This window comes from Vibrio sp. Evd11, from assembly GCF_900382755.1.
Lineage (GTDB): Bacteria > Pseudomonadota > Gammaproteobacteria > Enterobacterales > Vibrionaceae > Vibrio > Vibrio lentus.
The window spans coordinates 54,924-79,773 of record NZ_OSDX01000016.1 but is presented as its reverse complement, the minus strand read 5'-3'; the positions used below and the strand labels follow the sequence as shown (position 1 = coordinate 79,773).

Genomic DNA, 24,850 nt, shown 5'->3' with positions numbered 1-24,850 from the left:
CAAGATAAACGCCTCATGCACGAACCTCCGTCCACAAAATTCGCTGCCCATCGATATCGTGATCACGAACTGGAGTTTGATAGATATGACTCACTCTTTCTGCAGTGATCACATCATCGACCAAACCAGAAGCAACTAAATCTCCATTTTGCAGCATCATGGCTCTATCGCTGTATTGAAGGGCTTGGTTCAAATCATGGAGTACCCAAATAATGGTTTTACCAAACTCTTCATTGAGTCGTTTAACAATTTCCAATAACCCTTGTTGGTGATGGATATCCAACCAAGACGTTGGCTCATCCAACATCAAAAGTGGAGTATCTTGAGCAAGTACCATAGCTAGCCAGCAACGCTGCAATTCACCACCAGAAAGGCCGCTCAATAATCGGTCTCGATAATGTTCAATGCCAGACACAGAAATTGCCCAATCAATGGCTTCTTTGTCTTGCGCATCTAAACGGCGATACCAAGGGCGATGCGGATGTCGACCAAATGCGACTAAGTCTGCTACGGATAAAGTTGAAGGGACTGGGTTACGCTGTGGCATAAGAGCGATTTCGCGAGCGATCTTTGCTCGAGACAAGTTAGAGACTTGATCACCACGAAGTAGAATTTCTCCAGTGTCAGGTTGTCGTAATTGACTCAACACCGACAAAAGTGTCGATTTCCCTGAGCCGTTAGGACCAATCAAGGCGGTGATAGATCCTTGAGGGAACCCACCGCTCATTGGTTTGAGAATAGGTTTCCCTCCTAACTGGAGGGAAACATCGTTAAATTTCAGCACATTCACACCCTAGAATGTCGCGCTGTAAGCAACAGAGAAGGTAGTGCCTTGACCGTTGTGAGTGAAAATTTCTTCAGGAACACTCGCACCGTAAAGCATTTGCGAACGCTGGCTCCAAAGCGTCTCGTACTCTCTGTTGAACAGGTTTGAAATGCCTAGGTTTAACTGACCAACCGGTAATGCCATGTAAGATGACACGTTAGCAAGGGTGTAACTCTCCAGCTTTTCGCCATCATCATCTTCGTAGCTTATGAAGCTATTGATCCTCAGCTCTGCGCCGTATTCAAGGTTATCGAAACCAAACCACACACTACCGGAACTAGGACTCGCTGATGCAGCAGATAGATCTTTCCAGTCACCAGAAACTTTAGTTTCACTCTTCACATAGTGAGCATTCACACCTGAGTAGATACTGTCCGTGAAGCTATATACTGCTTGACCTTCAACACCATAGATACGTTTGTCATCGTCTTCTACAACAACCGCAAATGTGGAGCGATCGTAATCTACTGTTTTATCTGAAAGTGAAATGTATGACGCAACTTGAGCATCTAAGTCACCTTCGGACATACGCCAACCAAGCTCTAGAGCATTTGTTTTAACACCTTGAAGTTCGGTGTTAGATACTGATGTCGAAGAGACTAGATTCGAACCTTCACCATATGGACCATCGTATTGACCTTGCCCAAAGAAGCGAGCTGGATCTGGCACATCAAAACCTTGAGATACATTTGCCCACACTTGTGATGTCTTGTTTAAATGGTAAACCGCGCCTAAGTTAAACAGCCACTCGTCATAATCGGTCTTACCACCAGCAATTGAATCTGGGTTTGAATACAACCCAAGCTGCGCTAGATGTTGTTGTAGAACCCCAACATGGTCACCAATTTCGTGCTCAATACGCTCATAACGGAATCCACCACTAACAGTAAGGTCTGATGTCACTTCCATTTCTAACTGGTTAAATAACGCAATGAAACGGCTATCCACATCTGGGTAACGTTGTGCGGTTTGAGAAGGTACGAATACCATGCCACCTGAGCCCACTGACGTTGCTTGATCATAGATAGTCTGACTAGCATCAAACGACTCTTGAGAAGCATCTAATCCAAATGTGGCAGAGACAGACTCAAACTGTTTAATTAATGCTAACTTCGCACCAAACACAGATGTGTTCTGCTCAGAAGCACCGTAGAGCGGGTATATGTTACCTGGCAAAGGCGATAGAGAGACTCGCGTTATCGTTGGGAATGGGAAGAAACGAATAGACTCATCACGGTAGTAAGCTTGAGCTAACAATTGGCCACCTAACACATCGGCATGACTGTATTGAGCATTAACCATGTATCTTTCAGTGTTTGGCTGTTCATCCAGTTGCAAGCCTTTACGCGTCTCGATCAATGAAGCATTGAAAAGACCACCCAAGTTTGCTCCAAGATAGGTAGAATACTCCGAGTCTTGCTCGCTGTTGTAGTATTGAGCGCTAACAGACAGTGTTTGCTGCTCATCAAACGAGTATTCAGCGTTGGCCATCACATCTATTGTGTCATTGAACTGCAAATCTGTTTGAGTAATATCAGGGCGAACGATATCACCATTTGCGTCGTACACACCGCCAGTTCCACTATACGCAACTGAAAGTCTGCCTTTCAGATCGCCATGTCCACCAGAAACCGCAACCGCAATTTCTTTTGCCAAATCGTCACTGTTGTTGAAGCCAGAAGATGAACCAACTCTCGTTTCAAATGTTAGCTCGTCGCTCTCCGCTTTTTTCGTGATGATGTTGATGATACCGCCAGCAGCACCGGCACCGTATACTGAAGTGGCTCCTGAAAGCACCTCAATTCGAGCAATATTGAAAGGATCAATACTATCCAATTGACGGCTAATGTTTCGTGTTGAGTTCAGCGATACACCATCGATCATAAATAGAGCCGTACGACCACGCAAATTCTGAGAGAAGTTAGTTCGTGCGTCACTACCAAAATCAAAGCCCGGAATAAGTTGACCAAGAGCATTCTTGAGATCTGCACCAGTATTTATGACTTTTTCTAGCTCTTGCTGGTCAACAACCCACATGGTTGCTGCAACATCCGAAATAGCCGTTTCAGCTCGATTAGCGGTTACAACAATGGTCTCTGTATCAGAAGCGTGAGCAAGGTTAGCAAAAACCAATAACGCAATTGGGCTAAGATTAGCCATGCATCGAGTGGTGGTGTTCATATCGTTAGTGTCCATTCTTATTAATTAGATTATTAGTAGGTGTGTGCTTGTTCCAATTCCGACGATGAATTAAGCCGCAACACACAATAGATTAGAGAGACAGAGATAAGCCCGATCAAAATAGAGAGCAGCCACTGTTGATTAAGAAACAATGCCGCAAATCCTGTCCCTAGGATGTGTCCACTTGTATAAGCTCGAGTTAAATACCCGCTAAGCTTTGATTGCATTAAAGTATCGTTTTCACTTTGAAGTAATCTCGCGGTATACCAAGCCGGTAAACCTGCGACGGCTAAGAGCAGCCACACAAGTGAGCCCCCGAGACCCCACCAATTCATCCCAAACATGACTAAGGTTGCACTGCCAATAATTAGGCTAGATAACAAGATACCCATAAAGTGATTGGATTGGCGTTGACTGAGAGATGGTATAAAACGAAGTTGATACACCACGAGCAAAATGCTCGTTGCAAGCATCAACGACGCATAAATGTCGGTCCCTTTCTCCCCTTGATATCCGTGTAGAGATAAGAACTGTAAAACAAAGAATTGGAATACCGCGACCAAGGCTGTGGTAAGCAGCGCGGCAGTAAATGCAAAATAATGCATTGGTTTTATCGAATATTTCTTAGAAGTCGAATTGACATTTTTTTTCCACTGCCCTGCATCACAGCGAGTGAAAAATAACGGCAAGACCATGACGATAGGAAGCAGAAGTAAGTAGCCAAACTCCATAGGAAGAAAGACCAAACTTGGACCAACGAGTCTTCCGAGCGTGAGAGCACTACTTAAGCGAGAAAGTGCCGCAGGTGTCGCATCATTTTTAGTTGCTAACAAAGTTTGAGATAGAGGAAGAAACGCGCAACTAAAGGCGCCTATCAAAAATCGACTTCCGCCTAAAAGCAACAAATTCGGTACGTCCCCTAAGATCAGGGCAACAAACGTCAAGCAAGAGAAAGCATAGCCAAATGCAGCTAATTGAAACGATTTTGTAAAGCCAAGCTTACTGACAACAGCTCCCCAACGGCTGGCACCAAGCCAGTAACTGACAAGGTTCATGTTTACGGCAAGCACCAGCCCCCCCATCGAGGCGTTGATATCAGATGCTTCAAGCCAACCTGACAAAGATGGAATAGCAGCAACAACCAGAGTCTGGTTGATACCAAGCGATATCAATACCAGATAAAAAGCCAACTTCATAATGATCAACAATGCAAATAAGAATGATTGTTAATATAATTGCCATTTATGTTGCAGTGTGTCAATAATATTATGAACTTAAATTCATTTTATAAATAATGATCACCATTTGGTTTATTAAACAAATCAACTTACTAACGGATTGGACACAATGACACAGAACTCTTGGCTAAATGTTAATCGCTCTCTGTGCGCGAAAATCATCTCTGAACTTCACTACGAAGAACTTCTAGAACCAACGAAACAGGACAAGGTTTGGTTTTTAGAAACCAAAAATGACAAATGGTACTTTGAAGCCAGTATCACAATTTGGGGGATGCTTGAAATCGCCAAAGACAGTGTAGAATGCGAAAGTGGCAAAGCACCTTTAGCATCTCAATTACTTATTGATTTAAATGAATATTTAATAATATCTGACATCAACTTGGCTAACCTGCTTGAAGAGGTCCAGCAAACCCTTTACAGCGATATGGTCAGAATGAAAAAGCTAGAAGGAATGACAGCTGACGATTTAACTTCCATGAGTGAAATCGACCGTCAGCAATATATCGATGCACATCCAAAAGCAATTGCTAACAAGGGTCGTCTTGGCTGGGGTGCCGATAATTTAGAACAATACTCACCAGAGTCTGGTAATCCATTTCAATTGCGTTGGTTGGCCATTCGTAAATCTCAATGCGAAGCTGGAATTGCCCAGTCGACAAACTACGATAGCATTCTAAAAAACGTTCTTGGTGAGGCAGAATTCGATCAATTAAACACAAAGTTAGGGGCTCAATATCAAGATTTTTGGCTAGTTGCCATTCACCCTTGGCAGTTCCAACGATTTCTAACCAGTCAGTATGCTTGCTTGTTTATGAACGGTGATATCGTCGATCTCGGTCTAGCTGGAGCAGATTGGAAAGCTCAACAGTCCATTCGTACACTCAGCTCACCTTCTGAACATATTGCTTACGACGCTAAAACCGCTTTGAGTATTCTCAATACTTCTTGTTATCGTGGCATTCCAGGGAAATTTATTGTTCAAGGACCTGAGCTATCTTCTTGGCTAGATAAACTCACGAAAACGGATGAAACATTAAAAGCGGCTGGCTTACATGTTCAACAAGAAGTCGCAGGCTTTTATGCTCCCCACCCATTTCAATCACAACTTGAGCAAGGACCTTATCGATATCAAGAGATGTTGGGGTGCATTTGGCGTGAGCGTGCTGAGCACATCATCGCAAAACATAAACGTCCAATCACTATGGCAGCTTTGATGCAAGGAGACCTTAACGGAAAGCCTTTAATTGGCTCTCTAATCGATGCATCAGGTATCACTATTGAGATGTGGCTAGAAAAACTGTTTAGCCATGTCGTGGTTCCACTCTACCATTTGATGTGCAAGTATGGCGTTGGTCTTGTTGCGCATGGACAAAACATCACTCTAGTTCTAGAAGACAATATACCTTGTGGTTGTATTATCAAGGATTTCCATGGCGACTTAAGAATCGTCAATCAAGAATTTTCCGAGTTAAATTCGCTTGATGGATCTATCAAAGAAACCCTCACACGATTACCGCCACACTATTTGATCCACGACTTATTAACTGGTCACTTTGTTACAGTGTTAAGGTTTATTTCTCCTAAAATCGCGGCGTTGGGCTTCGAAGAGGTAGACTTCTATCGCTTATTACGTCGTGTCATTCAGGCGTATAAAGAACAACATTCACACCTTGAAGAGAGGTTTAATCAATTTGATTTGATGACTCCAAAAATCGATAAAATTTGCATAAATCGAGTCAGATTTAAGATTGGTTATGGGGATACGAACGAAAGACCACTGCCCGATATTGGAAAGCCAATTAATAACCCACTCATGCAATAGCTTATGTTTAGTCGCCAGAAGAGCTATCGCAAACTTTGAAGCGACAAGTTAAGATTTATTTGCCCACTTGATTGACCTCTGATCGTGGGCTTTTTTCACTTTGCCATACCTGTAGATTCATCGTTACTTGACCATATACTTAACTACAAACCCCAAAAACGACAAAGCCCTGACAACTTAAAAAGCTGTCAGGGCTTATAGAATATGGCACGCCCTGAAGGATTCGAACCTTCGACCACCTCCTTAGAAGGGAGGTGCTCTATCCAGCTGAGCTAAGGGCGCGCTACAGGAAAGGATTATACGAATTCGAATCAGTAAAGCAACGGCTTTGTGTAACATTCTGATCCAAGTGAGTAAAAAAAGGGCAATGAGATTATAAGTGTTGGAAAATAGACCAAAGCAAACGTTTGCCTGATGGTAATCAAAAAGATTTTCTGGAATAATGCGCCCAAAACATCAGCCACTAACTTGAATATCAATACTAAGGAAATTCATGACTGCTCAAAATATTGATGGAAAGCTAATTTCTCAAACCGTTCGCTCTGAAGTTGCGGCACGTGTAAAGGCTCGTACAGAAGCTGGATTACGCGCTCCGGGCCTAGCGGTAGTTTTAGTGGGTGAAGACCCTGCCTCTCAGGTTTACGTTGGAAGTAAGCGTAAAGCGTGTCAAGAAGTAGGCTTCGTTTCAAAGTCTTTTGATTTACCAGCGACGGCGACCGAAAATGATCTGCTAACGCTCGTCGACCAATTAAATGAAGACCCTGAGATTGATGGAATCCTAGTTCAACTGCCTTTGCCTGCTGGTATTGATACCACTCACGTTCTTGAGCGCATCACGCCAGAGAAAGACGTTGATGGCTTCCACCCATACAACGTAGGCCGTTTGGCTCAACGTATGCCTAAGCTACGCTCTTGTACGCCTAAAGGCATCATCACGCTGCTTGACCGTTACAACATCGATTTACGCGGAAAGCACGCGGTTGTTGTTGGCGCATCAAACATCGTAGGTCGCCCAATGACCCTAGAGCTTCTTCTAGCAGGTTGCACGACAACAACATGTCACCGCTTCACCAAAGACCTTGAAGGTCATGTACGTCAAGCAGATGTTGTTGTGGTAGCCGTGGGTAAGCCTAACTTCATTCCTGGCGCTTGGATTAAGAAAGGCGCAGTTGTGGTCGATGTAGGCATCAACCGTTTGGAATCTGGCAAGCTCGTTGGCGACGTTGAATACGATGTCGCGAAAGAGAGCGCAAGCTTCATCACACCAGTTCCAGGTGGTGTTGGTCCAATGACAGTAGCGAGCCTAATCGAGAATACCATGATCGCTTGTGAGCAATTTCACTCGAAATAATCTGCGAACGACAGCATAAACAGAATTAGAAAGCCGCAGCGTTAAAACGTTGCGGCTTTTTTGATACTGAGCTATTCGTTTTCGATACAAAGCGACTCGCTTTAAATACAGAGCACTCACTACTTATCTGGAGTGTCAGCTCTTTCCGTTGGATCCGAGGGCGGCAATAAACTAATGATCGCACACTCCGTTGATATGAGTTTTTCCAAATCAGAACCTTGCGTCACTAAACGGAAATCACCACCAGTAATCACACCGAGTGGAATCGCTTTAGGATACAGCGCGTTAAACTCATTAAGGTCAAACGCCTCGGTCAATCCCGTGCTCTTAATTTGGCTGCCTTGAGCCATCAAGGAGTTAAGCTTGGAATAGGTAATTCCTTCCGAAAACAGGCTTCTGTTACCATCTCGGCTCACTGAATGCCTTTCGTGTTTAGTTTCTGTCGATTCAAGCTCAAATACCTTGTTTTCACCGAACTCATCTTGATAATGCATGCTGACTAATGGGTTGGTTTGACGATAAGGCGAGACGATCATCGCGCGCCCTATTCCATCCAATTCCAGATTATTTTCCGCGTGGCTTGAGGCTGGGTTACCAAAATAGACATTCAGGTTATCCATACGCGCCAGACGAATGCTTTCCCAGTTGGTATCGGCAAGCACACTGTTGATATTGTGTGTCGCCAGCACCTTGGCAAACTGTCTTGCAAAATGAGTCGCGCCGAAGAAGATAACCCCTTGCGCTTTCTCTTGCGTCACACCCAACCTTCTCGCCCACCAACTTGCGGTTAGACTCTGAATCACAACCGTGCCTATGATGACCAAGAACACCATTGGAACCAGTAGGTCAGCCCCTTCAATCAATTGCTTCTCTTGAAGCTTGATAGCAAACAAAGAAGAAACCGCAGCAGCAACGATCCCGCGAGGTGCCATCCAGCTCAAAAACCATTTATCTGCTGAAGTAAGATCCGTGCCGATCCCGCTGATCCACACGCTCAAAGGACGAGCCACCAGCATGACGACCGCTAATAAGCCAATACCGCCCCAACCTATCGAGAGGAAAGTCCCAGAATCGAGTCGACTCGCCAGTAAGATAAACAAGGCGGAAATGAGTAACACGGTTAGGGTCTCTTTGAATTCAATAATGTCTTCGAGATCCAAGCCTTTCACGTTGGCGAGCCAGATACCCATAATGGTCACGGTTAATAGGCCAGACTCTTCACTCAGGTCATTGGAAAAAGAGAACGCCGCCAACATCAACGTCAGTACAGCCACGTTACGCAAATAGTGCGGAACCCAATGCCCTTTCAGCATCTTGGCAATCAAATAGCCACCGATGATCCCTAAGCCTAAACCGATGGCTAGAGTCAGCCCCAAGGCCGACAGTACATGGCTTGTAGGATCGGCTGAAGAAACAATGTATTCGTAAACAAGAACGGCAAACAGAGCGCCAATGGGGTCAATCACTATCCCTTCCCAGCGCAAGATGCTGCCTAACGAAGATTTGGGCTGAATGCTGCGCAGCATGGGAACAATCACGGTTGGCCCCGTCACCACCACTAAGGCAGCAAACAGCGCGGCTAATGGCCAACTGAAGTCCACAAAGTAATAAGCACCAACGACAATGCACGCCCAAGTAATCAGCATGCCGAAACTCACGAGGTGCGTCACCATACGACCATGACCTCTTATTTCCTTGAAATTCAGGGTCAATGCACCTTCAAACAGAATAATAGCGACGCCTAATGAAATCAGCGGAAATAGCACGTCACCAAAAATGGCATCGGGATTAAGGATGTTGAGACCGGGACCTAAAAGTAGGCCGACAATAAGAAGAGGAAGAATAGCAGGAAGACGTAAGCGCCAGCCTAACAATTGACACGTTAAGGACAGCAGTCCAATTAACGCCAAGGATGAAGTAATCGACAAATCCATTTGTGCCCCTAAAAAATACGTACCACACCTTGTGATACAAACCTATTTGCTGAAACAAGAAAGCCTATGTCATTAAACTATAGGCTCTCTTTTTCATGCTAACCGAATATTAGTGTGATTAATCAGTCACTTTACTATAGGGGAAATAAAGTGACTGACTCATCCACTCTGTACTTATCATCTAGCTACAGAGAAAGCACCACGCCAGCAATCGCTGCGCTCATTAAGTTGGCAAGCACACCCGCACAAATCGCTTTAAAACCGTATTGTGAGATGAAAGAACGACGCTCTGGAACTAAGCTACCCAGACCACCAATCAGAATGGCCATCGTAGAGATGTTGGCAAAACCACATAGTGCAAAAGTAACGATCGCTTTTGAGTGCTCACTCAGTGCGTCTTTTACGTCCATTAACTGGATGAAAGCAACAAACTCATTCACAACGATTTTGTTACCGATCAGCGAGCCTGCAACCACAGCCTCAGACCATGGCACACCGATCAGCCATGCAACGGGTGCGAACACATAACCTAGGATAAGTTCAAAGCTTAGGTTTACGCCAAACCAACCACCAACAATACCTAATAAGCCATTCAGCATTGCAATCACACTGATAAAGGCCAGAAGTGTCGCACCCACTGCAACGGCAATACGAAGTCCAGACATAGCCCCATCTGCCATTGCCTCAACGACGTTTGTTGCTCGTGGAATTTCAACGTCAGACTCAATATTTTCTTGAGCCTCATCTGCGTTACCTGGTACCAAAATCTTGGCCATCAATAGACCAGCAGGCGCAGACATAAACGCCGCAGCGATCAGGTAGTTCAAATCAACACCAAGCGATGCATAACCCACTAGCGTACCACCAGCCACAGAAGCCAAACCACACACCATCACAGCAAACAGTTGTGAATCCGTCATGTGCTTCAAGTAAGGCTTAACCACCAATGGTGCTTCAATCATGCCAACAAAGATGTTCGCCGTTGCAGACAGTGATTCCGCACGACCTGTACCTAAGAACTTTTGCAAAGCACCGCCGATAAGGTTGATCACCTTTGGCATAAAGCCGATGTGGTACAAACCTGAAATCAGTGCAGAGAAAAAGATAATGATGCCGAGAACGTTAATAGCGAAAACAAATCCGTTATTCGTGAGGCCACCAAATAGGAAGTTAATCCCCTCTTGACCGTAGTTGATCAAGCTAGACACCGCACCAGTAGCTGCATTCAACACTTCTTTACCCATCGGCACATAAAGAACCAATAGCGCGAATGAAATTTGCAGTAAGAAAGCCAAAGAGACGGTTCTTAGCGGGATATTTTTTCTGTCCGTAGATAGTAACCAAGCGGCTACTAAAATAGTGATAATTCCAAGTAGGGAAGCCATATGCGTCAACCTAAAAGTTGTAGGTAGGAAAGGCGACGCATTGTATAGAGGAAATCGTTTGCGGCAAGGTGCGGTTGTTAATGTGATGTTGGGATTATCACTGCCTCATCTATGATTATATTAAAGCATTGAATTTTAATGATTTAACTTGCTCAAAAAGCGTACTTTTTCCATATGGAAATTATATTTATAGATTAGGAAACAGTTAACGGTGCAGCTCAACGCAGGTTTTAAGGTTTTCATCCCAATAAGTTGGCGACCCGATATGATCTTTGATGAACTCAATCACTGCAGAAAGCTTCTTCGGCATGTTCTTTCTACTCGGATACACAGCGTAAAATGGCATCAACTGACTCGCTCGCCATTCTGGTAATACTTGGATGAGCTTGCCCGTTCTGAACTCTTCTTTGACTAAGTAAGTCGCCAGATAAGCAACGCCCCAACCCGATACTGCCGCATCTCGTACCGCTTCCGCTAAATCCACCGAGTAATCGCCCGCCACTTTAACACTGAGGTTTTCTTGGCCGTTATCAAATGCCCACGATGTGTAGTCTCGTTCACGACTGCGATAAATAAGGCAATTATGCTCAATCAAATCGGAAGGCACGTGTGGAGTACCAGCTTTAATCAGATAATCTGGTGATGCCGCCACTACAAACTGACTGTCGGCTAAGCGTTGCGCAATATAACCTTCAGGCAAATCTTCATTGTTGGTGATCCAGAGATCCAAGCGCTCCTCAATCATGTCCACTTTGTAGTCGAACAAGTGCACTTCGATTCTCAGCTGAGGATAGAGCTGCCTGAGCTGATCAATTGCAGGAATGATATGCAGTGTGCCAAATGACTGAGACAAGCCTATGCGGAATATCCCAGAGATATCATCACGCTGGCTGTCCATATCCATTTGAGCCGCTTTCACCGTATTGAACAGCTGCTCGCAGTGCTGATAGAACACTTCCCCTGCTTCGGTTAGTGTCAGGCTGCGTGTGGTTCTTTGCACCAGCTTGATACCTATCGAGTCCTCGAGCAAAGCAACTTGCTTACTGATGTGAGACACCGACACATTCAAACTTTTTGCTGCACTGGTAAAGCCTTCATGCTTGATTAACGCATGGAATATCACCATCTGTGCGGCTCTATCTGTTAGCACAAGACCACCTTTAAAAATCTCTGAAATATAAAAGAAAAAGGACTCCGAAGAGTCCTTTAGTTCGTTCTGCCTATAGTAGGCCAAATGCTATTCAAAGCGACCTAGGGCTATTAATCAAATTAAGGCTATTAATCAAATTAAGTCTGTTAATCAAACTTAATTCTGTCTGCTAGGTGGCTAACCGCCAACGCAAAGTAGTAAGAACGATTCCACTTCATTAACACATTGTAGTTGTTGTAAATGAGGTAAGAACGGCCAGTTTCATCGTCTGGCATAATTAGCCAAGCTTTAATATCTTCATCAAGCGTTGGTAATGGGCGATCGTCAAAGCGCTTAATGCCGAGTTCAGACCACTCTTTTAAGTATTTCGCTTTATCTTCACCTCGACCTTGCATCTCGATAGACACAGTTACCGGAACGTGAACCTGACGGCCCCATGTATATTTGTCATCCCAACCTGATTGGCTGAGATAATTAGCCGCTGAAGCAAATACGTCTTCTTCAGTGCCCCAAATATCTTTCTTACCGTCGCCGTTACCGTCAGCGGCATAAGCTAAGAATGAGCTAGGCATAAACTGAGGCTGCCCCATCGCGCCAGCCCAAGAACCTTTCATATCTTTGGGTGCGATATGGCCTTGGTCAAGAATCGTTAACGCAGCCATCGCTTCGCTGCGGAACAACGCTTCTCTGCGCCCTTCGTAAGCCATAGTGGTTAAAGCATCAATAACACTGTAATTGCCAGTGAACTTGCCAAAATTACTTTCTACGCCCCACAGAGCGACAATGAACCTTGGTTGAACACCGTACTTGTCACCAATACGCTTTAACGCTGTGTAGTGTTTCTTATAGAGCGATCTTGCCTGTTTCACTTTCCAATCTGGAACCGCACGTGGAATGTATTCATCCAGAGTCAGTTTCTTCTCAGGTTGGTTTTTATCAGCTTTGACAGCTCTCGGCTTAAACGTCACGCCATCAAAGGCTTCTTCAATGATCGCTTCAGAAATGCCTTGTTCACGGCCTTGCTGCTTTAGCTTCTCTACATATTGTTCAAAGCTAAGCTCTTCAGCCTGTACTGAACCGATAGTCAGGCTATTGCCCAATAGCAATGCTGACACGGCTAATAGGGTTTTAGAAAATTTACTCAACGATCATTCCTCCTTGAATTAGGTGGCTATCACTCTTCGTCTTGAACATTCTGCTGAGCTTTACGCTCTTTATGCAGTTCAAGTTCGTTAACCGGTGGAGGCGGAACCTGCAAAAAGAAACCATCGTTTTTTAGTGACTCTTTCACTTTTTCGATGCTGACTTGGGCAAGCGTGCGGCCTTCCATTTTAATTACCATTACAAAGCTAGGTTTACCAAACATTTGCATCAATGCGTCAGGGACTTGTGAGAAATCATCCTTTTTCGGGATATAAAGGTATGTTCCTTCTTTTTTTGAGCTTTTATATATAGAACACAGCATGACAAACCTTTTTTAAATGTTTATGGCTACAAAACTCTCACTTGTGAGTTCAATAGTTTATGTTGATGAAATATTGGGGACAAAACGTTTATTTGACAACAAGATTACTTGCTGTGCTTGGTTTGGGAATATAACATGATAAACCTAGTTTCAGGCAATGCCCTTTATCTTTAAGATGAAAGAAATTGTACCTATCCGCAATTGAGGTCCTGTAGTTTTCGATGTCTAGTAACCCAGATCTAAAAGGTAGCAGTTTCACGCTATCTGTTTTGCACTTATCCGATGATCAAGTCGAAAATGCAGTGTCTTTTCTTCAAGAGAAGGTAGACCAAGCACCCACTTTTTTTGCGGCTGCACCTGTTGTTATCAATATCAGCAAAGTGGCTGGCGATATTGATTTCGTACAGCTCAAAAATGGTATATCTCAAGCGGGTATGATCCCGGTTGGTGTAGCTGGTTGCTCAGATAAGCGCATGCAAAACTTAGCCAGAGATGCAGGTTTTGCCGTTATGACAGCGAGCAAGTCTCCCTCTCAAGCGCCGGCAAAAATGGCTCCGATAAAAGTGGTGAGAACCCCGATTCGTTCTGGCCAACAAGTGTATGCCAAAGACGGTGATTTGCTGATTCTTAGCCACGTAAGTGCAGGTGCAGAAGTGATTGCCGATGGCAGCATCCACATTCATGGCACGCTACGCGGTCGTGCAATTGCAGGTGCAAGTGGTCAAACTGAAGCAAAAATAATTTGTAATGATTTACAAGCCGAGCTGGTTTCCATTGCAGGAAATTACTGGCTCAGCGATCAAATTGATAGCGAGTACTGGCAAAAGAAAACCATGTTCAGTATGGCAAACGATGTATTACACGTTGATGTCCTCGCAATATAAGAGAAATAAAAGGAAAAAAGAATGGCACGCATTATCGTTGTAACGTCAGGTAAAGGCGGGGTGGGCAAAACGACCTCCAGTGCAGCTATTGCCTCTGGCTTAGCTCTGAAAGGGAAGAAAACAGCGGTTATCGATTTTGATATCGGTCTGCGTAACCTAGATTTAATCATGGGTTGTGAGCGTCGTGTTGTGTACGACTTCGTTAACGTGATCAATGGTGAAGCGACGCTGAACCAAGCAATGATCAAAGACAAGCGCACAGAAAACCTGTTCATTCTTCCTGCTTCTCAAACTCGTGATAAAGACGCATTGACGAAAGATGGCGTTCGTCGTGTATTTGATGAACTGGATGAAATGGGCTTTGATTTCATCATCTGTGATTCTCCTGCGGGTATCGAGCAAGGTGCTCTAATGGCGCTTTACTTTGCTGATGAAGCGATTGTAACCACCAACCCTGAAGTCTCTTCTGTACGCGATTCAGACCGTATTCTAGGTATTCTTGATTCTAAGTCTCGTCGTTCAGAAGACGGATTAGAGCCAGTGAAAACACACCTTCTACTGACTCGCTACAACCCAGCACGTGTAACTCAAGGTGAGATGCTCAGTGTTGAAGACGTTGAAGAAATCCTGCACATCTCTCTACTGGGTGTGATTCCAGAGAGCCAAGCAGTACTGAACGCGTCAAACAAGGGTGTTCCAGTTATCTTTGACGAAGCAACCGACGCGGGTATGGCTTACAATGATACTGTAGAGCGACTACTGGGTAGCCAAGTGGACTTCCGTTTCTTAACGGAACAGAAGAAAGGCATCTTCAAAAGACTGTTCGGGGGCTAATACGCAATGTCATTACTAGAGTTTTTCAGACCACAAAAAAAGACAACCGCAAACCTAGCCAAAGAGCGTTTGCAGATCATTGTTGCTGAGCGACGCAGCCATGACGACCCTGCACCGTCATACTTACCGCAACTGAAAGAAGACATCTTGAAGTGTATTGCGAAGTATGTGGAAGTCGATCCATCAATGGTTGATCTGACTTTCGAACACAAAGATGACGACATCTCCGTATTAGAGCTGAACGTTAAGCTTCCAGAAGAAGATCGATAACTAGAGCCTGAGCTTTGCTTATCAATATTCAATAAAAAAGAGAGCCTAGGCTCTCTTTTTTGTGTATGAAACTTTTATCTCTAAAAGCATTCGTTGCTTACTGCAGATATAGATATACGGTTACTTGATTGCTTTGTTTAGCTTCTCACCAACCACGTCTAAGCGCCAACCTTGCATGACATCAGGCAGCTTCTCTGGGTTACGATCGTACTTCCAAATCCAGCTTAACACTTGGTTAAGTTGCTTCTTCGACGCCAAAAACTCGGTCGCTAAACCACTGTGTTGCGATGCTGTTTTCACTTCATCTTTCAACATTTTGAAGAGTTGCTTGTAACCTGGGTAGTCCATTAGACGTTCTACTGGCGCTGGGTACTCTTCTTCCGGTGTATGCTCAGCCAATTTCACGATTGAGCTGATCTTCGCACCATGGCGACGTACAGAACGGTAATCAAAACCTTCCTGCTCCATATGCTTAGGATCTTTCATCGCGAATCGAGCTACGGCCCATAGATCTTGTTCTTTAAAGACAAAGTTCAGCGCTAAATCACGCTTAATCGCTTCTTTTAAACGCCAAGTTGCTAGCGGTCTTAAAATAGCGAGTTGCTGAGGTTTTAGCTGCCACGCGCCTTTAATATCAAGGTAAGCGTTGTCTGGGTTTGCTTTACGGATGCGCTTAGCTACTTGTAAATCAGACTCTTGCTGCGCCGCTTCCCACCAGCCCGCTTCCATCACTTTTTCTAGAAGCTTGTTGTACATTGGCATCAAGTAGTGAACGTCTGCTGCTGCGTAGTCGAGTTGCTTTTGAGAAAGAGGACGCGCTAGCCAGTCGGTGCGAGATTCACTCTTATCTAGGTCAACGCCTACAAACTCAGAAACTAGAGCTGCAAAGCCAGTTGAAAGACCATGTCCTAAGAAGGCTGCCATGATCTGCGTATCAACCATTGGCGTTGGCGTACAACCAAATGCGTTCTGGAACACTTCCAGATCTTCGCCACACGCATGTAACACTTTCAGTACTGACGTGTCTTTCAATAGCCCAACAAACGGTGTCATTTCATCAAGAGCAATAGGATCAATCAGTGACAGCGTTTCACCATCAAATAACTGAATTAAGCCTAATTGAGGGTAATAGGTTCTTGTACGAACGAACTCTGTATCAAGCATAACAACATCGGCTTCACGTGCTTGTTGGCAAACTCGCTCAAGGTCTTTCACTTGGGTAATGATTTGATAATCCACAAAAACTCTCACTGATTTTACTTTGATCGCCGGATACAAAAATGCCGACATTAACTGTCGGCATTCTAACACCATTTTTCAGCGCTCGCTTAGATTAAGCGCCTGAATGGTTTCGGGGGCAAATTTATCGCAAACCCGAGCATTACTCGCTTGCGCGTTTGGCAAGCTCTGCGTCGTTTTCTTCACGAAGCACTCGGCGCAAGATTTTACCTACATTGGTTTTTGGTAGTTCTTCACGGAACTCAATCAATTTAGGGATCTTGTAGCCTGTTAGGTGTTCACGGCAGTGCGCGATAATATCTTCTTTGGTTAGGCTAGGGTCACGTTTCACAACGTAAATCTTAACTAACTCACCTGACACTTCGTGAGGTTGACCGATAGCCGCAACTTCTAACACTTTGCCATGCAGAGCCACAACATCTTCAATCTCGTTCGGGTAAACGTTGAAGCCCGACACAAGAATCATGTCTTTCTTACGGTCTACGATGTACAGCAAGCCTTCGTCATCAAACTTAACGATATCACCCGTCGATAACCAACCGTCTTGGTCAATCACTTCTTTGGTCGCTTCTGGACGTTGCCAGTAGCCTTGCATCACTTGAGGACCACGAACCTGCAATTCACCCACTTGGTCATTGCCAACCACTTTACCTTCATCATCAACAATACGAACTTCTGTTGATGGTACTGGCAGGCCGATTGCACCCGTGTAGTCTTTCAGATCGTAAGGGTTACCCGTTACCAGAGGAGCACACTCGGTTAAACCATAACCTTCAAGTAGATGGACACCTGTCGCTTTCTTCCATTGCTCAGCAACAGCGCGTTGAACCGCCATACCGCCGCCAACAGATAAACGCATGTTACTGAAGTCTAACTCGTGGAAATCTTCGTTATTCACGAGCGCATTGAACAAGGTGTTTACGCCAGTAATCGCGGTAAACGGAACCTTTTGCAGCTCTTTAATAAAGCCAGGAATGTCACGCGGGTTGGTGATCAGAAGGTTACGACCGCCCATTTCAACAAACAGTAAGCAGTTCACAGTCAATGCAAACACGTGGTAAAGCGGCAATGCCGTTACCACCAACTCACGGCCTTCTTGCAGTACCGGGCTGTATGCCCCTTTAGCTTGAAGTACGTTCGCAATCATATTGCGGTGCGTTAGGATTGCGCCCTTCGCTACGCCCGTTGTACCACCAGTGTACTGTAGGAATGCGATGTCATCGCCAGCCATAAATGGCTTCACATACTGTAGGCGACGGCCTTTATGCAGCGCTTTTCTGAATGAGATAGCACCCGGCAGATCGTACTTAGGCACCATGCCTTTTACGTATTTCACTACGAAGTCGACAATCGTACCTTTCGCTCGTGGCAGCATTTGCCCCAAGCTGGTTAGCACAACGTGTTTAACCGGAGTTTTATCAACGACTTTCTCTAGTGTGCTCGCAAAGTTAGAAACGATAACAATCGCCTTTGCGCCAGAGTCATTCAATTGGTGTTCAAGTTCACGAGGCGTGTACAGTGGGTTGACGTTCACTGCAATCATACCTGCACGCAGTACACCAAAGAGTGCAATTGGGTATTGCAGCAAGTTTGGCATCATCAGCGCGACACGATCGCCTTTCTTCAGTTTTAGATCATTCTGCAAGTAAGCAGCAAAAGCACGACTGCGCTCTTCAAGCTTACGGAATGTCATGATAGACCCCATGTTCTCGAATGCTGGTTGGTCTGCGTACTTCTGTACCGACTGTTCGAACATTTCAATAAGAGATGGGTACTGATCTGGGTTGATCGTCTCTGGTACGTCACTTGGATAACGTGAAAGCCAAGGTTTGTCCACTATGTTACTCCTCGTTTATCAGCTGACGACTGCTTCGCCGCTTTTTATCATTGCGGTATTACAGCACAGCTTTAGTGCATGAGCACTAAAAGGCTCAAACACTTGTTTAAATTTTGTTAACTACACCAAGAATTAGCTCTGAAACTAGCTCTGGGCTCTCTAAATGGCAATGATGTCCGCCAGGAACAGTCTCTATATTCAGAGAACTATGGGCTGATTTGTAGCGATTATGCTGCAAATGTCGGAATCCATCATTTCCTAAAACTATTAATTGAGGGCATTCAATAGCCGCCATGATCGCTTCAGCATGCGCTTGTGACATTCGATATAACGAGTCACATTTTAGGTTAGGGTCGCATCGCCATTGCCAAGAGTTATCGAACTCGGCAATACCCTGATCTACAGTCACTTGATCAAAAGCAACGTGATCTACTGTCGCTTGCTCAAAAGCAGCTTGATCAATAGTACCTAGCTCAACGATTCCTCGTTCAACAATAGGAGCAATAAGTTCTGCTTTGATTTGATTGGCGTGAGCTCTCAGCTTAATAGCATCCCCAAGACTTGCTAGAGGACGTGAAGGCTTTCTTCGCTGTCGAAGACGACTGAGTACCCCATCTCTCAAGCGAGAGACTGTTTCGTGGGGAGCTTCAGAAAGAGGTCCGTGACCTTCAATTTGGATTAATCCTGACACCTTTTCAGGAAAGGCGGCACTATAGCAACTTGCGATCAATGCACCAAGTGAATGTCCTACTAGTACCAGTCTGTTTGGCGATAATTTAGTCACCAACTGATGCAAATCGTCGATATAGTCGTGAAATGGGTAGTAACTGCCCGACTTATGCGATGAAAACCCATGGCCAAAGAGGTCAATAGCAACCAAATGAGAATTTGGTAAAAGTACTTCTAGATTCGATATAACAGAAGAAAAGCTCGCTGAGTTATCTAACCACCCATGAATAAAAACGACCGTCGTAGCGGTCGTTTCGGGGTTACCAATCTGTTGTGTTGCAAGCGTCCCGCTCGCAAGAGAATATGACTTTTCAATCATTGATAGTTTGTTATTCCTGTCTGATGTATCCATTAATCCTAAACTAGTCTAACTACTCGACATCTTTAATTACGCGCCCTTGTCTTGGCATCGTTTGAAAACTACGACAATGTAAGCTGCGACATGAGTAATAAGTAGGAGAAAAATCGTTCACAACCACTCTTTCTGTGATTTGCCACAAGCGTTGGTTATAAACATTCATTACCGGAAAAGTATAAGGATAATCACCAATAGTGCCATCTTCTGTGCCGTTCGATGTGCCCACCAAAGTGACTAAACGACCTTCAGCAAAACTCAATGGCTCAACATAACCATCAATGTAAGCGACAAAGCGCCCTTTTGGTTCGGCATCAATATCTGGCTTACCGCTGCTTGAGATCGGCATGTTAACCACTTCAACACGAGTCTTATCTTGTAAGTTTGTCACCTTGGCAATCACACCACCTAAGCGAACATCACCAGCGTCTGGCACTGTGTTTACCCACTCTTGGTAGTCTGTCACGACTTGTTCAGAGTTTGCATTAAGTTCTTCAGGCAAAGAAGAGCAGCCCATCACCATCGAAGAGAAAGCGACAAGGAAAAATAAGCGAGATTTAGAAATGAGAGAAAACATAATGCTGGTCCTTAGAACAGGATAAATAAAAGCACAAAGCTAGATATAAATATCGACCCCAATAAGCTTCGCAAGTTCCTCTTTTTTAGCTTGATTCATCACATCCATATACTCTTCCATCGCACGTCGTCCACGCCCTTCTGGAAGATCATATTGAACCTGAGCTTTGTGAATCTCAGATTCTTTGACTTGGCGAATGGAATGCGAGACAGCATTCGCGACCTTAGTTGGCTGACCAACTGAGGTTTTTGCATCGCCTTTTTTTACCTCGTTCTTTTTATTGGTTCGATTGGTTTTGGATGTATTGCCTATCGAAGAAGGAGGTAAGCCGTTTATTGAAACCATGCTTAAGGAATTTTGTACCTAATTTTAATGATTTTGTATCTGTTTTAATTTTGGCTCTGCAAAGTGAATGCAGAGCCAAAGTAATACGTATTTACTCGCGACCTGGCAGTTTCTTCCACGTCACTTTGTCACGCAGGTAAACTGGCTCAGATTCTTCAGCTGCAACCGCTTTGCCTTCTGCATAAGCAAATTGAGCAAGGAACGCCATATCTTGAGCTTCTGGGAACAGAACCTCACACGCTTTAGTGTTGATCGCTAGTGTATCCATGTGCTCTGCGTACGCTTCCCAACCGGTGCCTACTTTTGCCCATGTCTCAGAATCCACTTCAAGCTGCGCAGCCAATTCGCTTGGAGGTGTGACACATTCAGCATCAACTGCAGTCCAACGACCGTCTTGTTCACGGCTGTAACGAGCCCAGTACACTTCACTCATGCGAGCATCAATCGCTGTTGCTACGTGAGTTTCACCAAATTTACGGTAGCTGCCCTGCGCCATCGCTGCCAGTGTAGAGACACCGATCATCGGTAAATCAGCACCAAAAGCTAAGCCTTGAGCAATACCAATACCAATACGTACACCCGTGAAGCTGCCTGGGCCTTGGCCAAACGCGATTGCGTCAATATCTGTTAAAGCGATGTTCGCTTCTTTCAGTACTTCATCAACCATAGGTAGAATTTTTTTCGTATGGTCTCGAGGAGCCTCTTCGCTACGTGCGAACACCTGGTCACCCATTACTAGTGCAACTGAACAGTTTTCAGTTGCGGTATCTACTGCAAGAATTTTCGCGCTCATTCGTGTCTCAAATATTCGTTATCTAATCTAAAAATAATGGCTAAGTTCAACAATGCCAATTACTCAGCAGCGGTTGAATGGTCTTTAGCTAAGAATTCTTTAATGTTCCCTAAGTCACGGGTACGTGGGATAGGCGGTAAACTCGCCAAAAACACACCACCGTAATCACGGGTCACCAAGCGGTTATCGCAAATAATCAAAGCGCCATTATCACGCTTATCACGTATTAATCGGCCAACACCTTGTTTCAAGGTAATCACTGCGTCTGGTAACTGTACTTGTGCAAAAGGATCACCCCCTTTTAGCTTACAATCCTCGATTCGAGCCTTAAGTAACGGGTCGTCTGGGGCGGTAAAGGGCAATTTATCGATGATAACACAGCTTAATGCGTCGCCCCTAACATCGATCCCCTCCCAGAATGCCCCCGTGGCCACCAGCAATGCGTTACCTAATTCCATGAATTCCGCTAAGGTTTTTTGCTTACTGGTCTCACCTTGCAATAGAACAGGTACAGTAAGCGTTTCACGGAATCGCTCGCCCAACTCTTTCATCATGCTGTGTGAGGTACACAAGAAGAAACAACGACCTTGGTTTTGCTCAATGACGGGAGCCAGCATTCTGACTAATTTGTCGGCCAAACCCGGACTGTTGGGCTCTGGAAGATAACGAGGCACACACAAGCGTGCCTGATTCGGATAATCAAATGGGCTCGGCAATGAAAACTGCGCCGACGGCTTTAATCCAAGTCGAGAGGTGAAGTGGTCGAAATCATCCGACACCGCTAGCGTTGCTGAAGTAAACACCCAAGCACCCGGCTTAAGCTCGATTTGTTCGTGGAATTTATCGGCAACCGAAAGAGGCGTGATATGCAAAGCAAATTGTCGTGGTGTCGTGTCATACCAATAGGAATAACCGGTAATCGACACATCACACACGCGTTCAATACGCGATTTAATCATGGTTGCACGCTCGAAAGCCGTGTCTAACAACTGGCTTCGACCCAATGCTAATTTCAATACATCCACAGCCAGTTGCAACGCATCTTGTAAACGCACGAGCTCTCTCGCAATCGACTCTGACTTCAACGCCTCACGCCAGTTACCACGAAAGCCGGTATCACCGAGCACAATACGTAGGTCAGCGGCTGATTGAATTAGCCTCTCGCCAACCTTTTGCAACTGACGCATGTCTTTGGCTTCAGTGCGGTAAGCGATTTCAATGTCTTTGGCTAGTTCTTGGATTTGGCGGCTTGATACTGATTGTCCGAAGTACTGACTGGCAATATCAGGAAGTTGATGCGCTTCATCGAAGATAAACACATCAGCCTCTGGAATAAGCTCACCAAACCCGGTTTCTTTAATCGCTAAATCCGCAAGAAACAGATGGTGGTTTACTACGACAACATCGGAATCCATCGCTTTTTTACGCGCTTTCAGCACAAAACAATCAGTGTAGCTTGGGCATTCTTTACCTAAGCAGTTGTCGTTAGTTGAGGTAATGGTTGGAATAACCGGGCTATCTTCAGCAATATCATCGCAATCACCTAAGTCACCAGTTTGAGTCGCCGAAGACCAGCTGCGCACTTTCACCAACTGAGCTAACAATGTTGGATCGGTATGAGTGCCATGACTTTCGATCATCTGGCGGCTCAAGCGGTCTAAACACAAATAGTTTGAACGGCCTTTCAGCAAAGCAACCTGACCATAAAAGCCAAGCGCATCGACCATGAGTGGTAAATCACGATGAAACAACTGCTCTTGAAGGTTTTTAGACCCCGTACTGATAATAGTTTTCTTGCCACTTAGCAGCGCTGGCACAAGGTAAGCAAACGTCTTACCGGTACCTGTCCCCGCCTCAACAACCAATTGGCTTTGTTGCTCAATGGCCTGTGAGACCGCTTCAGCCATATCCAGCTGAGCTTGTCGTGGTTGAAACCCAGGGATCGCTTTACCCAGAGCACCATCAGCAGAAAACGTTTTAGATATCATAAAGTACGTGGTTTAGAAAAATAGAAGGCGAATTATGGCAGGTTTAGTGAGCCGGTGCGAATCAGAAATGACTGCGCACCGGAGATGTATATCGAATAGAACATGGCAGGCTAAGTCCTTCTTATCAACCTAGCCCAAAACAAGTGAAAGGGTTGTTTAACTACTTACGATTCAAATAACGAGATAACCAAGGCGCACCAGTAAAGTCGGTATCACTTGATTGCATGGCTTTAGCAGCATCAGTCGGAGAAGCCTTACTTTCCCACATTTCATCAAGAACGTTGCCGTCCACCTGAACATCACCAACTAATGAATTTACACGCTTACAATATAACTTTTTCGCTAGTAACTCTTTATCCATAAATGATCACCTATGTATGGCTGAAATGTTGGCTCGCTCTAGTGGGACTTGACCGAGAATGTCGGTTAAAACCGTCAGAAATCTAACCTCTACCTGAATTTGTTAAGCCTCTCAATTTATTAATCCCCTAAATGAACGGTAGATTTTGTTGAAACCAAATTGATAATAGATTAATTATAACGGTGATATTGCGGCTCAGTTCACCGTTCGACGGCCTGCATTAAATTTGAAGAATAAAAACATTTCATGGAAGTAAGATGCAAATGGAAAGAAAAACTTTATTAACACATTGTACTGACGCCCCAGGCCTCATCTCAAAGATCACCAACATTTGTTACAAGCACCAACTCAATATTATTCACAACAATGAGTTCGTTGATAATACTAGCGGCCACTTCTTTATGCGTACCGAGCTAGAGGGTTACTTCAATGACGAAACCTTACTCGCCGATTTAGATCAAGCGCTACCAGAAAACACAAAACGTAAGCTTGTTGATTCATCTCGTAAGCGTGTCGTGATACTCGTGACTAAAGAAGCTCACTGCCTTGGCGATATTCTGATGAAAAACTTCGATGGCAGTTTGGATGTAGAAATTGCCGCTGTTGTTGGCAACTACGATACTCTACAAAGCTTAACCGAGCGTTTTGATATCCCTTATCATCATGTTTCTCACGAAGGTTTAAACCGTGAAGAACATGAGAAGAAGATGCTTGAAGTGATTGACCAGTACGAGGCGGACTATTTGGTTCTTGCCAAATACATGCGAGTGCTGACTCCGGGCTTTGTTGAGAAGTACAACCACAAGATCATCAACATCCACCACAGCTTCTTACCTGCATTTATTGGCGCTAAACCATACCAGCAAGCGTATGAACGCGGCGTAAAAATCATTGGTGCAACGGCGCACTTCGTGACAAACGATCTCGATGAAGGCCCAATCATCAAGCAAGATGTTATCCCAGTGGATCACAACTTCAGCGCAAAAGACATGGCTCAAGCCGGTCGTGACGTAGAGAAAAACGTATTGAGTAAGGCTCTAAACAAAGTGATCAACGATCATGTGTTTGTTTACGGCAACAAGACTGTAATTCTGTAAGTCGGGGATTCGATTTACAGTAAGACTTTCAGTTAGAACCCAATAAAAAACGCGCAACAGGGTTAACCCGTTGCGCGTTTTTTGTATCTGGTTATTAGACTAGCTTTTAGAGATTTCCAACTACGCTCTTTCGTCGCTATCGGGAATGACGAATTCAGCCATGAATCTTCTAACTGTAGACTCTGA

The 24,850-nt window shown here is 44.7% G+C and carries 22 protein-coding genes and 1 tRNA gene; 6 read left to right on the top strand and 17 right to left on the bottom strand.

Translation table 11 applies throughout. The features are described 5' to 3' along the window. Positions 1-13 precede the first annotated feature (13 nt). The 3 genes from ED652_RS09565 to ED652_RS09555 are packed head-to-tail and all read right to left on the bottom strand — an operon-like array spanning position 14 to position 4,203. Positions 14-784: an ABC transporter ATP-binding protein gene (locus tag ED652_RS09565; protein ID WP_122054525.1), complete on the bottom strand. Its 771-nt coding sequence runs from the start codon at positions 782-784 to the stop codon at positions 14-16. 9 nt (positions 785-793) lie between these two features. Next, positions 794-3,007 carry a TonB-dependent receptor gene (locus tag ED652_RS09560; RefSeq protein ID WP_122054523.1) on the bottom strand — a complete coding sequence of 738 codons (2,214 nt, stop codon included), beginning with the start codon at positions 3,005-3,007 and terminating at the stop codon, positions 794-796. Positions 3,008-3,039: 32 nt separating this feature from the next. Continuing rightward, on the bottom strand, positions 3,040-4,203 hold the full coding sequence (locus ED652_RS09555; RefSeq protein WP_122054521.1) for an MFS transporter: 1,164 nt from the start codon (positions 4,201-4,203) through the stop codon (positions 3,040-3,042). A gap of 151 nt (positions 4,204-4,354) precedes the next feature. On the opposite strand from ED652_RS09555, the gene ED652_RS09550 reads away from it, so the two are divergent. Next, positions 4,355-6,070 (top strand): IucA/IucC family siderophore biosynthesis protein, encoded by a 1,716-nt coding sequence (locus ED652_RS09550; RefSeq protein ID WP_122054520.1) that lies wholly within the window; start codon positions 4,355-4,357, stop codon positions 6,068-6,070. Between the two features lie 205 nt (positions 6,071-6,275). On the opposite strand, the gene ED652_RS09545 is transcribed toward ED652_RS09550, so the two are convergent. Beyond that, positions 6,276-6,352 (bottom strand) — tRNA-Arg (locus ED652_RS09545). A 211-nt stretch (positions 6,353-6,563) separates the two neighbouring features. Here ED652_RS09545 and folD point away from each other — a divergent pair. Next, positions 6,564-7,421 carry a bifunctional methylenetetrahydrofolate dehydrogenase/methenyltetrahydrofolate cyclohydrolase FolD gene (gene folD / locus ED652_RS09540; RefSeq protein ID WP_017110310.1) on the top strand — a complete coding sequence of 286 codons (858 nt, stop codon included), beginning with the start codon at positions 6,564-6,566 and terminating at the stop codon, positions 7,419-7,421. Positions 7,422-7,540: 119 nt separating this feature from the next. Here the strand turns inward: folD and ED652_RS09535 are convergent, their stop codons facing one another. The 5 genes from ED652_RS09535 to ED652_RS09515 form a co-directional block, all read right to left on the bottom strand. Then, on the bottom strand, positions 7,541-9,355 hold the full coding sequence (locus tag ED652_RS09535; RefSeq protein ID WP_122054518.1) for a sodium:proton antiporter: 1,815 nt from the start codon (positions 9,353-9,355) through the stop codon (positions 7,541-7,543). Positions 9,356-9,540: 185 nt separating this feature from the next. Continuing rightward, positions 9,541-10,740 carry a NupC/NupG family nucleoside CNT transporter gene (locus ED652_RS09530; RefSeq protein ID WP_122054516.1) on the bottom strand — a complete coding sequence of 400 codons (1,200 nt, stop codon included), beginning with the start codon at positions 10,738-10,740 and terminating at the stop codon, positions 9,541-9,543. A 205-nt stretch (positions 10,741-10,945) separates the two neighbouring features. Further along, the gene (locus ED652_RS09525) at positions 10,946-11,866 is read right to left on the bottom strand and encodes a LysR family transcriptional regulator (RefSeq protein ID WP_102363816.1); all 921 of its coding nucleotides are present in this window, start codon (positions 11,864-11,866) and stop codon (positions 10,946-10,948) included. A 170-nt stretch (positions 11,867-12,036) separates the two neighbouring features. Then, on the bottom strand, positions 12,037-13,035 hold the full coding sequence (locus ED652_RS09520; protein WP_122054514.1) for a lytic transglycosylase domain-containing protein: 999 nt from the start codon (positions 13,033-13,035) through the stop codon (positions 12,037-12,039). 29 nt (positions 13,036-13,064) lie between these two features. Beyond that, positions 13,065-13,355 (bottom strand): YcgL domain-containing protein, encoded by a 291-nt coding sequence (locus ED652_RS09515; RefSeq protein WP_017110315.1) that lies wholly within the window; start codon positions 13,353-13,355, stop codon positions 13,065-13,067. Between the two features lie 221 nt (positions 13,356-13,576). Between ED652_RS09515 and minC the strand changes: the two genes are divergently transcribed. From minC to minE, 3 genes are read left to right on the top strand one after another with little or no spacing between them, the layout of a single operon-like run. Further along, the gene (gene minC, locus ED652_RS09510) at positions 13,577-14,239 is read left to right on the top strand and encodes a septum site-determining protein MinC (RefSeq protein WP_004734174.1); all 663 of its coding nucleotides are present in this window, start codon (positions 13,577-13,579) and stop codon (positions 14,237-14,239) included. A gap of 21 nt (positions 14,240-14,260) precedes the next feature. Beyond that, a complete protein-coding gene (gene minD, locus ED652_RS09505; protein ID WP_009848498.1) occupies positions 14,261-15,073 on the top strand; it encodes a septum site-determining protein MinD in 813 nt (270 codons plus the stop codon). Between the two features lie 6 nt (positions 15,074-15,079). Beyond that, positions 15,080-15,343, top strand: coding sequence for a cell division topological specificity factor MinE (gene minE / locus ED652_RS09500; RefSeq protein ID WP_010436847.1), 264 nt, complete (start codon positions 15,080-15,082; stop codon positions 15,341-15,343). Positions 15,344-15,463: 120 nt separating this feature from the next. Here minE and rnd read toward each other — a convergent pair whose 3' ends face one another. The 8 genes from rnd to ED652_RS09460 all read right to left on the bottom strand — a co-directional run bounded on the left by rnd (position 15,464) and on the right by ED652_RS09460 (position 23,567). Continuing rightward, positions 15,464-16,582 carry a ribonuclease D gene (rnd, locus tag ED652_RS09495; RefSeq protein WP_122054541.1) on the bottom strand — a complete coding sequence of 373 codons (1,119 nt, stop codon included), beginning with the start codon at positions 16,580-16,582 and terminating at the stop codon, positions 15,464-15,466. Between the two features lie 142 nt (positions 16,583-16,724). Next, positions 16,725-18,419, bottom strand: a complete 1,695-nt coding sequence (gene fadD / locus ED652_RS09490) for a long-chain-fatty-acid--CoA ligase FadD (RefSeq protein ID WP_004734190.1) — start codon at positions 18,417-18,419, stop codon at positions 16,725-16,727. A 106-nt stretch (positions 18,420-18,525) separates the two neighbouring features. Further along, complete coding sequence (locus tag ED652_RS09485; RefSeq protein ID WP_122054513.1) at positions 18,526-19,467, bottom strand: alpha/beta fold hydrolase; 942 nt, start codon at positions 19,465-19,467, stop codon at positions 18,526-18,528. Positions 19,468-19,519: 52 nt separating this feature from the next. Next, a complete protein-coding gene (locus tag ED652_RS09480; protein WP_122054511.1) occupies positions 19,520-20,080 on the bottom strand; it encodes a Slp family lipoprotein in 561 nt (186 codons plus the stop codon). A 39-nt stretch (positions 20,081-20,119) separates the two neighbouring features. Then, on the bottom strand, positions 20,120-20,425 hold the full coding sequence (locus ED652_RS09475; protein ID WP_017074520.1) for a hypothetical protein: 306 nt from the start codon (positions 20,423-20,425) through the stop codon (positions 20,120-20,122). Positions 20,426-20,516: 91 nt separating this feature from the next. Beyond that, on the bottom strand, positions 20,517-21,218 hold the full coding sequence (tsaB, locus tag ED652_RS09470; protein ID WP_017074519.1) for a tRNA (adenosine(37)-N6)-threonylcarbamoyltransferase complex dimerization subunit type 1 TsaB: 702 nt from the start codon (positions 21,216-21,218) through the stop codon (positions 20,517-20,519). Between the two features lie 59 nt (positions 21,219-21,277). Then, the gene (locus ED652_RS09465) at positions 21,278-23,206 is read right to left on the bottom strand and encodes an ATP-dependent DNA helicase (protein ID WP_122054509.1); all 1,929 of its coding nucleotides are present in this window, start codon (positions 23,204-23,206) and stop codon (positions 21,278-21,280) included. Between the two features lie 160 nt (positions 23,207-23,366). Next, a complete protein-coding gene (locus ED652_RS09460; RefSeq protein WP_017079481.1) occupies positions 23,367-23,567 on the bottom strand; it encodes a hypothetical protein in 201 nt (66 codons plus the stop codon). A gap of 263 nt (positions 23,568-23,830) precedes the next feature. Here ED652_RS09460 and purU point away from each other — a divergent pair, with 263 nt between their 5' ends. Then, a complete protein-coding gene (gene purU / locus ED652_RS09455; protein ID WP_029223462.1) occupies positions 23,831-24,664 on the top strand; it encodes a formyltetrahydrofolate deformylase in 834 nt (277 codons plus the stop codon). Positions 24,665-24,850 lie beyond the last annotated feature (186 nt).